The organism is Breoghania sp. (genome assembly GCF_963674635.1).
GTDB lineage: Bacteria > Pseudomonadota > Alphaproteobacteria > Rhizobiales > Stappiaceae > Breoghania.
Genome location: NZ_OY771475.1, coordinates 1,460,508 through 1,472,489 on the forward strand (window position 1 = coordinate 1,460,508; position 11,982 = coordinate 1,472,489).

Consider the following 11,982-nt stretch of genomic DNA (forward strand, 5'->3'; position numbering starts at 1 on the left):
GAGCGATTCATTGGCGGAAGGACACCATGCGCCGCTTTTTCATCATCATTGCCGTCATCCTTTGCCTGATCCTGCTGGTTCCGGTCGCCTTTCTGGCAGCCATGCAGACGCAGGCCGCGCGAGACCTTGCCGAACGCAAGCTCAATGAGGCGCTGACGAGCGAAGGGCGCAGGGTCGAGCTTGCTTCACCGCGTATCGACTGGGACGGTACGTTGCACGCCACCTCGCTGAGCGTTTCCGATGATGAGGGAACCTGGCTGAAGGCTGACGGCATCCGCGCGACATGGACCCCACTGGCGCTTCTGGGTGGGCGTATTTCCATCGGTTCCGTCTCGGTTGAGAACATCGAGGTTCCACGCCAGCCAATCAGCCTCGGCGAAGCGGCGTCGGATCAAGCCGGAGACAGCGAGAAAGTCGACGGCACTGCGGGCGGGGTGCCGATCGATGTCGATATTCCGCATATCCGGCTCGACCGCATTGCACTCGGCGCGCCACTGGTCGGGGCTCCGGTGGAGATGACCGCACAGGCGAGTGTTCGGCTGAGGGCGAGCCCGGCGATCATCGAAGTCGCAACCCATGTGGAGCGCATCGATGAAGTGTCCGGACGCTTCGACGCCTCCATCGGCTATGTCCAGGACAATCCGTTCCTGCGCATCGACATGCGCGCCAACGAGCCCGCCGGCGGCCTGATCGCGCGTCTCCTGCGGATCGAGACCCTGCCCTCGGTCAATGCAAGCATTTCCGGAGAAGGCCGTCCGGATTCCTGGTATGGGCGCCTCTCCGTCGCACTCAATCGCCAGCAGACCGTAAAAGGTCGTCTGACCCTCACGCGCGTGGACGCCAATCGCGAGCTCGCGTTGTCATTGGACGGCGCGCTGGCGGACATCCTGCCACCGGGCATGCGCGATGTCTTTGCAGGTGCCCTGCACGTGAAGGGCACTGCCGATCTGGCAGACGACTTCACCCCACTCGGCGGCCAGTTTGAAATGACGTCAGAGGCGCTCGAGATCAAGGCCGACGGCGATTACGACATGGCGACCGGCGCCCTGAGCGCGAACGTGGATGGCGGACTTCTGCGCCCCGCGACCTGGGGCTTGAACGAAGATGCCCTTTCTGCCGACGAACTGAGACTGACCGCTTCGGGCTCCGGCCTGATCTCCAACCTGCAATGGGCCTTCGCATTGCAAGGCTCGGATCTGAGCACACCGCAAGGCCGTGTGGCGCGCCTATCGATTTCCGGTAAGGGTTCGGATACGGACCTGCGCAAGGAAAGCCTGAACGTTCCCATCGCACTGAAGGCAGACGGCGATCTCGCCGCCGTTTCCGAGCCTGCGCTCAAACCGCTTGTCGGCCCCTTCACACTCGCGAGTACGGCACGCCTTCGCGCGGACGACGCCCTCGACCTTCAGGACATCGATCTGACCACGCAAGCGGGACGCGCCAGACTGGCCGGCGTCTATGAGACCGAAGCGGCGCGGCTGACGGGCGACCTCACCATAGGCGACCTGTCGATCCTTTCGGAACTGGCTGGCCGCGCGCTTGGCGGCACGCTTGCAGCTCACCTCAATGTGGAGGGCAATCCCGCGGCGCAATCCGGCATCGCGAAGCTTGATGTGACCGGCGAGAACCTCGAAGCAGGCGATCCGAGACTTCAGGCTCTGCTCGGCACCTCAACGACGCTGGCAACCACGATCGAGCGCGATGAAAGCGGTGTCCTCACCCTTTCCGACACCACCCTGTCGGGCGCGGGCCTGAAAGCAGAGGCAGCGGGCCGTATCGACCCCGAAAACGTTTCCCTCACCGCAAGCGCGTCCGTGGAAGAGCTCAACCCGCTCGATGAGCGCATTTCCGGGGGGCTGAGCCTTGAGGCAGAGCTATCCGGCCCGCTCACCGATCCGCAGATCAATGCAACGCTTTCCAGCGAGCGCCTCCTAATGCAGGGCGAGGCAGTCGAAGGCCTTGTTGCCAAGGCCGAAGGCAATGCGCCTGATGGACGGCTTTCCGGCACTGTGGCGCTTGATGCCCGCTTCCGCGGCCAGCCTCTTTCGGCAAGCGCCCGGCTTGAAACCCTGGCCGATGGCACCCGCAAGCTGGAAGAGATCTCGGTGAAGGCCGCCAGCACGCGCCTTGATGGCAATCTGACCCTGGCGGCCAACGGACGCCCCAGCGGCTCGATTGATCTCACCTCGCCTGATCTGGCCGAAATCGCGCCTCTCCTTCTTCAGGAGATTTCTGGTGCATTGACGGCGCGGGTCGATATTGCACAAACCAGTGGCGAGGACGTCGCACACGTGCGCGTGCAGGCGCAAAAGCTCAAGAGTGCGGGCATTTCCATTGCGACCGCCGATCTCGACGCCACGGTCACAGATCCATTGGCGACCCCGCGCATTCAGGGAATACTTGCCGCGCGTGATATCCGGCAGGGGGCCATCCTTGTCAGCAATGTTTCCGGCCGCGCCGATCATGATGGCAAGGTGACGGAGTTTTCGGCCAGGGCGGAGCTCTCCGATGGTGATCTGTCGCTCGGCGGCAAGCTTGAGCCGGAGGGCGACGGCTTTTCGATCACGCTTGCCAAAGCGGGCGGCAAGTACAAGGGACTTGAAACACGTCTTTCCCGACAGGCGAAGATCCTGATCGAGAACGGAACGGCAAAGCTGCAGGATATCGCGCTGGTGCTCGGCAGCGGCTCGGCGGAAATTTCGGGAAGCGCGGGCGAGGATCTCGACGTCGACGTCACACTCAACGCGGTTCCTCTCAGCCTCGCGAATGCCTTTGCGCCCGAGGCAGGCCTTCGCGGCACACTTTCGGGCACGGCGCATGCAGGCGGCCAAGCCGCCAATCCGCAGGCCCGGTGGTCGCTTGCATGGGCGAATGCGGGCGCCGCTCCCATCGCCTCCTTTGGCTTGCCCGCCATTCAGGTAAAAAGCGACGGCCAGCTTCAGGACAATAAGGTCACGCACACCACAGTGACGACCATCGGTGGAGGGGCGGTCACCGCGAAGGGATCGGCAAATCTCGCGGCCAAGCCGATTGCGCTCGATATGCGGGTCAACGGCACGATGCCGCTGGCCATTCTCCAGCGCCGCCTTATCGAGGCTGGGTTGCGGATGGAAGGCTCCGCCGTGCTCGACATGCGCATTGGCGGCACGGTCGCGGCGCCGGATTACGGCGGCACGATCACCGGTTCCGGCATCACCGCAATCGGCCTCGACACCGGCATCACCGTGAAGTCGCTGGCCATCGACGCGCGTTTCTCCCCGACCGAGCTCCGTCTCACCTCGCTCAGCGGCGATCTGGGTGGAGGTCGGATTTCCGGTCAGGGTACGCTTGGCCTCGGCAACGGCCTGCCCGCAGACTTCGCACTCAAGATCGACAATGCGACCTATCAGGATGGGGCCATCGTCAAGGCGAACCTCGATGCCGACATGACCCTGTCGGGCCCGCTGGCCGGGTCCCCCGACCTGCGCGGATCGGTGACCCTGAACCGCACCGACATCACGATCCCCGAAACGATTGCGGGCAAGATATCGCCCCTGGCGGTCAAACACGTCAACGCACCTGCCGACATTCGCCAACAGACCGAAACGCTGGATAAGGGAGATGGCGGGGGCACCGGCGGGGGTGATCTTCGGCTTGATCTGACGGTGAATGCGCCGGGACAGATGTTCGTTCGCGGGCGCGGGCTCCAGGCGGAGCTTGCAGGCACGATCCGTATCAAGGGCACCAGCGGTTCACCCGTGACCAGCGGCGGCTTCACCCTGCGCCGCGGAACGCTCGTGGTGCTGTCACGCCAGCTCACCTTCACAAATGGTGAAATCACCTTCCTGGGTAGCTTCGACCCGCGGCTCGACTTCGCCGCAACAACCACCACCTCGAATGCGGAAGTCGTGGTGCGTGTCACAGGCAATGCCTCGGACCCTCAGATCGTTTTCTCCTCCAATCCCGAGTTGCCGCAGGACGAAGTTATGGCCCAACTCCTCTTCGGACAGAGCCTCTCCAACCTGTCGCCCGCTCAGATCGCCCAGCTGGCGAGCGCTGTCGCGACCCTTGGGGGCAATGATCCCTTGGACCGACTGCGCCAGACGCTCGGCGTCGACAGCATCAATTTAACTGCGGATGAAGATAACAACGCAGCAGTCAATATCGGCAAAAACCTTGGAAACAAGCTGCGCTTGGGCGTCCAGCAGGGCACTGCTGCCTCGTCAAGCCGGGTCACCATCGATCTCGACATCAACAAGACGCTCCGTGCGCGCGGCGAAGTCGGGGAAGACGGAGAGTCAAAGGCCGGAATCTACTTCGAGCGCGAGTATTGACCCTCATATTCTCATCCAACCAGAGGAGATCTGCACTAGATATACGAACGACCCACAGAGACCCCAACGCCAGTTAATTGATATGATTTGAAACCGCCAATTGTGTCTCGACGGCAACTATTCACCATATTTAAAGAAAACTTGAATTTTGGGCGTGCATCAGGGCGCTTACCTATGCGAGGTAATAAGGTACGTAGATTGGTACTGAACACGTTGGGGGCGTGCTGTGGGACTCCGTCTATTAACAACCGTATGTGCAATTGCACTTATCTCGACGTCCGTCGCCGCGATGGACCTGAGAGAAGCCGTGCAGACCGCGGTGACGACAAATCCGAACATTCTGGAATCGACCGCCAATCGCCGCGCGCGCGACTTCGAATTGCGCCGCGCACAGGGCGCGTTCCTTCCGTCGCTCAGCGTATCCGGCAATATCGGTGGCCAGCGGCTTGATAGGCCAAATTCATTCACGCGCAACAACAACGACACATGGCGCACCCGCAAACAGGTGAGCGTCGCGGTCGAACAGCTGATCTTTGACGGCTTCGGATCCGTCAACGAGATCTATCGGCAGGCCGCCCGCGTGGATGGCGCCGCCCTTCGCGTCATGGAGCGCTCCGAAGCAATCGCCCTCAATGCGACGGAGGCCTATATCGATGTGATCCGTCACGCCGCGATCCTCACCCAAGCCCGCCTCAACGTGAACAAGCACCGCTCGATCTTTTCCGATGTGCGACAGCGTTTCGACGGCGGCGAGACCGGAGCCGCCGACCTCAGCCAAGCCCAGGAACGTGTGGCCGCGACCGAGATCATTGTCGCCGATATCCGCCAGTCCCTGCTGGAAACGATTGCGAAATTCGAAAAGATCGTGGGCCAGAAGCCCGGCAAGCTCGCACCGGCCAAGCCCGCCCTCGTCCCGGCCGGCCCGGTCGACCATCTCGTCGACATCGCTGCCATGCAGCATCCGGAAATCCAGGCGGCCCTCGCTGACGTGGATGCGGTTCGCTACGAGTATGACGCGGCCAAAAGCCCCTTCATGCCGCGGGTCAGCCTGCAGGGCATCGCGAGCTTTGGTGACGACCTTGATGGCGTCGAAGGCCGCAACAACGAATATGCGGGCAAGCTGGTCTTTTCGTGGAACCTGTTCAACGGCGGCAAGGATATGGCCCGCCGTATGGAATATGCCGAGCGCCTGACCGAAAGCCAGGTCCGTGTCGACAGCGTTCGTCGCGAAATCAAGGAAGCCATCGAGCGCTCCTGGGCCGCGGTGCAGACCGGCAATGCCAAGATCCGCGCCATTTCCCAACAGGTCGCAGCCAACCGCAAGGTCGTGGACGGGTATCGTCAGGAATATGACATCGGCCAGCGCACCCTGCTTGACGTGCTAAACGCCGAAAACGCCCTCTTCAACAGCAAGATCGACCTGATCTCAGCTCGCGCGATCTACGCCTTCGCAACCTATCAGTTGCGCGGCACGACCGGCGATCTCCTCGCCTATCTGGATGTGACGCCGGCAGCGGAAGCGGTCAACGGGCAGCGGGACCATGTCTCCATCTTCCCGACGGGCACGAGCTTCAAGCTGGAGCCGCTACGCAAATTCTGATTTTTCGGCGCCATCCCGGCCAATTGGCCGCAGATGCCCAAGCACAGAATACAGACTTCGGATAACCGGCCCAGTTGGCACCAACTGGGCCGGTTTTTTTCTGCGAATGGCCGGGCTGCACATGACCGAGCAACATGAACCTCCCGCGGCACCAAGACACCCTCTGAGGCCCAACCAAAGCTGGCATAGCTCTTGGCACTCAGAAAATCCATTCATTTCGATACATTCAAGTGTTCATTTCGGTACACAGAGTTTCGAAAAGAGACAAACGCCTTTTCGGATCAATATTTATTCGTCGATGCTAACCTTTTTTGTCAAATATTGATGAAAATTGCACTCAAATGTGGTTCTTTTATTTAGAACCCCGACGTCAGCCAACTTTGGCCTGAGGTCCGTCACCTGCAGGATGAACCAGCAACGGTGGCAAATGCGTTTGTGAGAGTTGAAGGATCACCATGACCAGTTCGCGGCCCTCCTCGAACAATGATCCTGCGGGAAGTGATCGTGACCTTCTGGTGGAGGCCATCAAGTACATTTCCCGGGCGTTCGGCTATCACGTGACGAATTCCGTCGTTCTGACCGGTCTGCCGCTTGTCGGCGAGCGCCTGCCGATCAACATGATCGGGCGGGCTGCCCAAAATTGCGGCCTGTCCGCCCTTCCGGTTCAAAGAGAGGTGACGGCCATTCCACCTGTGGCGCTACCTGCGCTGGCCCTTTTCAAGGACTCCTCGATCATCGTCATCAAGGCGATCGACGAGCATGCGGGAACGGTCGACTACATCTATGCGGCCAACACCAACGACGTGCTGCGCGAACCGATCCACGCCTTTTCCCAGAAATACGGCGGCTATGCCGTTTTCTTCAAACCGCAGACCGATCTTGCAGGGCGCAGCAACAAATCGCTGACAAGCGACGAACACTGGTTCTGGGGCACGATCAAGCTGTTCTGGCGCGACTACCTGAATGTCGCCCTCGCAGCCTTCCTGATCAACATCCTGGCGCTCGCCTCCCCGCTCTTCACGATGAATGTCTATGACCGCGTGGTTCCGAATTTCGCGATCCCAACCCTTTGGGCCCTGGCGATCGGTGTCATTCTCTCGCTCGTCTTCGACGGCATCCTGAAGACAGCGCGCGGGCAGATCATCAACGTCACCGGAAAGCAGGCCGACATGGCGCTGGCCAGCCGCATCTTTTCCCATGCCTTGGCCATCGACCTTGAGAAGCGCCCAGCCTCCTCCGGACAGTTCGCAAACCACATCAAGGAATTCGAGACGGTGCGGGAGTTCATCACCTCCTCCTCTCTCGTGTCCCTCATCGATCTGATGTTCATCGGCATCTTCGTGATGGTGCTCTTCATGATCGTTGGACCCATCGGTTTTGTGCCGCTCATCGCCGTGCCGATCGTGGTCGGGATCAGCCTGCTCGTGCAGGCTCCGCTCACGGGCGCGGTGGAGCGCTCGCACCGCGAAAGCGCGGTGCGCCATTCCATTCTGGTGGAGAGCATCGCCAATCTCGACACGATCCGTGCGCTGAACGCCGAAGGCAACATGCAGCGGCGCTGGGAGCGTTCCGTTGCCGCATCGGGTGCCGCGATCCTGAGCGGCCGGTTCTGGGCGATCCTGGCCCAGTCAGGCACAGGCTTCGTGCAGGCGCTGGTTTCCATCGTCATCGTGGTGTGGGGCGTTTACCTGATCACCGACAATGCGATTTCCATGGGCGGCCTGATTGCCGCGATGATGCTGTCGGGACGCGTGCTTGCGCCACTGGCCTCTGTTGCGGGCACGTTGACGCGCTTGCGCCAGACCATTCAGGCCTACAAGACGCTCGATACCGTCATGTCCACGGAGACGGAGCGCAAGGTCGGGCGCACCTATATCAACCGCCAGGTCGCCACCGGAAAGGTGGAGTTCAAGGATGTGAGCTTCCGCTATCCCGGCGCCTCCGACGACTCCTTGAAGAAGGTGTCGTTCAAGGCGCAAGAGGGGGAAACAATCGCTCTTATCGGACGTGTGGGCGCGGGCAAGACCACCATTGGCCGCCTCATGTCCGGGCTCTATTACCCTTCCAACGGCGCCGTGCTCATCGACAACACCGACACACGCCAGTTCGACCCGGCGGATCTGCGCACCGGCGTCGGCTTCGTTTCGCAAGACAACGTGCTGTTCGACGGCACCGTTCGCGAGAATATCAGCGCTGGCGACCCTTACGCCGAAGACGAAGCCATTCTTGAAGCCGCGCGCATTGCCGGTGTGGATGACTTCATCGCGCGTCATCCGCTTGGCTATGACCTGCCGGTGGGCGAAGGCGGGCGCATGCTCTCGGGCGGTCAGCGCCAGTCCGTCGCGCTTGCGCGCATGCTGCTGCGCAAGCCCAAGATCCTGTTTCTCGATGAACCTTCGAGCAATCTCGACCTGACGTCCGAACGGCGTCTGATCGAGCGCCTGAAGGCCTTCAGCAGGCCCGGCACCACCGTCTTCATCTCCACGCATCGCATGAGCCTTGTGGAACTGACGGATCGCATCCTGACGCTCGACAATGGCCAGCTTGCGATGGACGGCCCGCGCGAAACGGTCCTGCGCCAGCTTCGCGATATGGGCGCCTCCAAGATCGCGGCGAACAAGAAGGCTCAAGCCTCGTGAAAAAGACGGCCGACTGGAACTACGCGAACGATATTCGCGATATTCTGCAAACGCGCCCGCCGCGTTTTGCGACGAATGTCGTGCGTATTGGCGTCGTCTTGTTCTTTGTCGCGCTGATCTGGGCCTATTTCGCACAGCTTGAAGAGGTGACGCGCGGCGACGGGCGTGTTGTCCCCTCCCGTCAGATCCAGGTGGTGCAGGCCCCCGACCGGGGCATCGTCAAGGAATTGCTGGCCCACGAAGGCGACATCGTGGAACGCGGACAGGTTCTGGTGCGTATCGATGACACCGACTTTGCCTCCCAGCTCGGTGAGATACGGCAAAAACGCTGGGCGCTGCTCGCCCGCATCGCTCGCCTGGAAGCGGAAACCGAACGCACGGCGCCCATATTTCCCGAAAAGCTCCGCACGTCCGTCCCGACGCTCGTGGCCGAGGAAATGAAGGTCTTTCAGAGCAAGCAGAGCCGCTTGAAGGACGAGCTCTCCGTTCTGCGCAGTCAGGCAGAGCAGCGCGCGCAGGAAGTTCAGGAGCTTCTGGCCAAAGAGCGCAAGCTGGCCTCCACGCTGGAGATCATGAAGCGCGAACTGGAGATCAACCGGAAACTCTTTGAACGTCGGGTTCTGCCCGAAATCGAGTTCCTGCGCCTCCAACGACAGCTCGTGGAAACGCAAGGCGAACTTGAGATCACCAAGGCTTCGCTGGAAAAGACCGCTGCCGCCAGACAGGAAGCCGCGGACCGGCTCAGCAACGCCAGAACCACCTATACCGCAGAGGCCCAGCAGGAGCTCGCCACTGCGCGAGGTGAACTCGCCGTGATTGATGAGACCATCCGCGGGGCTTTCGACCGTGTGCGCCGGACGGATCTGGTCTCCCCGGTCAAGGGCGTCATCAACCGCATGAACATCACGACCATCGGGGCAGTGCTGCAACCCGGCACCGATGTGGTGGAAATCGTCCCGCTGGAGGACACGCTTCTCATCGAGACGCGCATTCGCCCGCAGGACGTCGCCTTCCTCAGCCCAGGCCAGACGGCGCGGGTAAAGATCACCGCCTATGACTTTTCCATCTATGGCGGTCTTGAGGGCCATCTGGAGCGCATCAGCGCCGACACGACAGAAGATGAGAAAGGTAATCGCTTCTTCCGTGTCATGATCAGAACAAATAAAAATTACCTTGGATCAGATACCAATCCTTTACCAATAATTCCAGGAATGGTTGCTTCGGTGGACATATTAACCGGAGAGAAAAGCGTCCTGGATTATCTCTTGAAGCCGATCAAAAAAGCACGGGACGAGGCGCTCCGAGAGCGTTGAGATCCCGAAATGACGGGGCGATCGGCAGATGGAACGGGTTTCACGTACGCCTTCAAAGGCGGCGAGCGGGAAAGGTGTGCGCGCAGCGACATTCGCTGCTGCCGCGCTCCTCACCCTCGGCACTCAGAGCACTGCGGTTTCGGCGGAGCAACTTGCCAATAGCGGCATGTGGCAACCGGAGACGGCCACCCATGGCAGCGTGACCACCTCCGGCCACGGGTTCATGATGGTCGCCGCCATCGCCTCGGCGGTGGCCACGCCCTTTGCATATGAGGCGGCGGGCCACACCACCCGACTTGACTTCACCCGGCCCTATCTCACGCTCAACGCCGTTCTGGAGACGCCAGCCCGCACAGCCGGGCAGGATGCCCTGTTCGCACCGCGCGGCTACGCCAGTCTCTCCACCGATATCGTGCCGGTGGCCCGCCCCCATGTTGCGGCCCCCACGCGCGAATATGCTTCGCCCGCAATCGCTGCGAAGGCCCCGAACCGTCCGTTGCTCGGCAGCCTTGGCAAAACGGCCGGGTTCACGCCCGTCAGCGCCCGTTGGGATCGCGTCCAGCACAAGACCGCCGGTTCGCTCGCCGCGCTCAATGCCTGCATTGACAGGACCGCTCATTGCGCCGATGCGGATCTCGCCGATTGGGCCGCGATCGTCGCCGAAGCGCGCGGCATGCGCGAGGGGCGACGCATTACCCATGTCAACCGCGCCATCAACCGGCTGATCGCCTATCGCGACGACCGGATCGTTTGGAAAAACGCGGAATACTGGGCCGCGCCTGCCGAAACGCTGGCGCGCAAGGCCGGTGATTGCGAAGACTTCGCCATCCTAAAGTACTGGAGCCTGCGTGAAGCAGGTTTCCGCGATCAGGACATGCGGATCGTTGTGCTGCGCGACAAGGCGCTCAGGAGTTATCATGCCGTGCTGGCGGTTTATCACAACAATGACTGGCTGATCCTCGACAACCGTTTTTCGCGGGTTCGTCTGCAGCGCGATCTGCCGAATTATCAGCCGCTTTTTTCGCTGAACGCATCGACCCAGTGGGCCCATGCGACGACGACGAAAAAGCCCGTGCGCCTTGCCTCGCGCCTTCAGGAGCAGTTCGGCCAATAGGCTGCAAAAACCGCGCCCTGCTTTCGGGAAACCATGCTGGAAGGCGGGGTCTGCGTGGTGTATGCCTTGAGGGCACACGATGGTCCGGGCTGAATGATTCAACCTTCCGTTTTCTCGCTGAGATCCCCGATTGCGGTGATCGCCGCCGCCGCGCTCGGCGTTCTGGTGGCGGCAACGGGCTACCTCGTCCAGAACTCGGCCGACGCCACCCGGATGGAAACGCAAGTCACTGCCGACGCGGCCATGGCAGACAGTCGCCTGTCCCTTGCACGAATCCTGCTCCAGCATTCGCTGGTGTCATCGGCGCAGCGCCTTGAAGAACTGGCGAACCTCCCGCTCCTGGCCGAATTCCTCGATCTTGCAGCCTCCAACCCGACAGGCGGCGATGCGGCAGAGCTGCGAGCCTATCTCGATGAAGCCCTGCAGGCCGTAGCACAGAGCCCGGATATCGCGGCGCTCATCGCGTTTGCCCCATCCGGCGAGGCGCTCATGAGCATCGGCGAGACAGAGGACAATGGGCCCAAACCTGCCCCCGGTGAAACGATCCTTGTCGTATCCGGGGCCAAGGGGGCCGCAACAGCACTCTGGCTTCAGGCCGAAATCCCGCCACTTGGCGGCGGCGGGGCATCGTCCGGCTTCCTTCTCGCCCGTCTGCCACACGATATCCTGCAAAGCCTCGCCGCAGCCGATATCCGGGTGTCGCGCGCCGAAGACCAAGAGAGCGGCCCCGCCTCGGAAAGTCCTGCTGTTTCCCGGCTCGGTCCGCTCCTGCTGCGCACCTCGCCCCCCGGGGTGAAAGCCCAGCCGGGCCCGTCTGCGCCCTACTGGCTTTTCGCCGGTATCTGCGTGTTTCTGGCAGGACTTGCGGGACTTGCGGCAAGACAAACCGGCACCAGCACCGATTGAAACGTTGTTTCTCGCCCGCTCCCTCCGTCGCCGTAAGCCTTCGTGCCGGAAAAGTGTTTCGGCTTGAGCAGGCCATATGGCCATTAAAAAGGGGCGA

6 protein-coding genes are annotated in these 11,982 nt (G+C 61.6%); all 6 read left to right on the top strand.

Annotated features, from left to right (window positions below; translation table 11 throughout):
- Positions 1-26: 26 nt before the first annotated feature.
- The 6 genes from ABGM93_RS06565 to ABGM93_RS06590 all read left to right on the top strand — a co-directional run bounded on the left by ABGM93_RS06565 (position 27) and on the right by ABGM93_RS06590 (position 11,885).
- Positions 27-4,313, top strand: coding sequence for a translocation/assembly module TamB domain-containing protein (locus tag ABGM93_RS06565; protein ID WP_321504543.1), 4,287 nt, complete (start codon positions 27-29; stop codon positions 4,311-4,313).
- 226 nt (positions 4,314-4,539) lie between these two features.
- A complete protein-coding gene (locus ABGM93_RS06570; protein WP_321504546.1) occupies positions 4,540-5,913 on the top strand; it encodes a TolC family outer membrane protein in 1,374 nt (457 codons plus the stop codon).
- A 455-nt stretch (positions 5,914-6,368) separates the two neighbouring features.
- A complete protein-coding gene (locus ABGM93_RS06575) occupies positions 6,369-8,552 on the top strand; it encodes a type I secretion system permease/ATPase (protein WP_321504548.1) in 2,184 nt (727 codons plus the stop codon).
- Positions 8,549-9,865, top strand: coding sequence for an HlyD family type I secretion periplasmic adaptor subunit (locus ABGM93_RS06580; protein ID WP_321504550.1), 1,317 nt, complete (start codon positions 8,549-8,551; stop codon positions 9,863-9,865). Before ABGM93_RS06575 ends, ABGM93_RS06580 begins: the two co-directional genes overlap by 4 nt.
- Before the next feature lie 28 nt (positions 9,866-9,893).
- Positions 9,894-10,979 carry a transglutaminase-like cysteine peptidase gene (locus tag ABGM93_RS06585; RefSeq protein ID WP_321504552.1) on the top strand — a complete coding sequence of 362 codons (1,086 nt, stop codon included), beginning with the start codon at positions 9,894-9,896 and terminating at the stop codon, positions 10,977-10,979.
- Positions 10,980-11,072: 93 nt separating this feature from the next.
- A complete protein-coding gene (locus ABGM93_RS06590) occupies positions 11,073-11,885 on the top strand; it encodes a hypothetical protein (RefSeq protein WP_321504554.1) in 813 nt (270 codons plus the stop codon).
- Positions 11,886-11,982 lie beyond the last annotated feature (97 nt).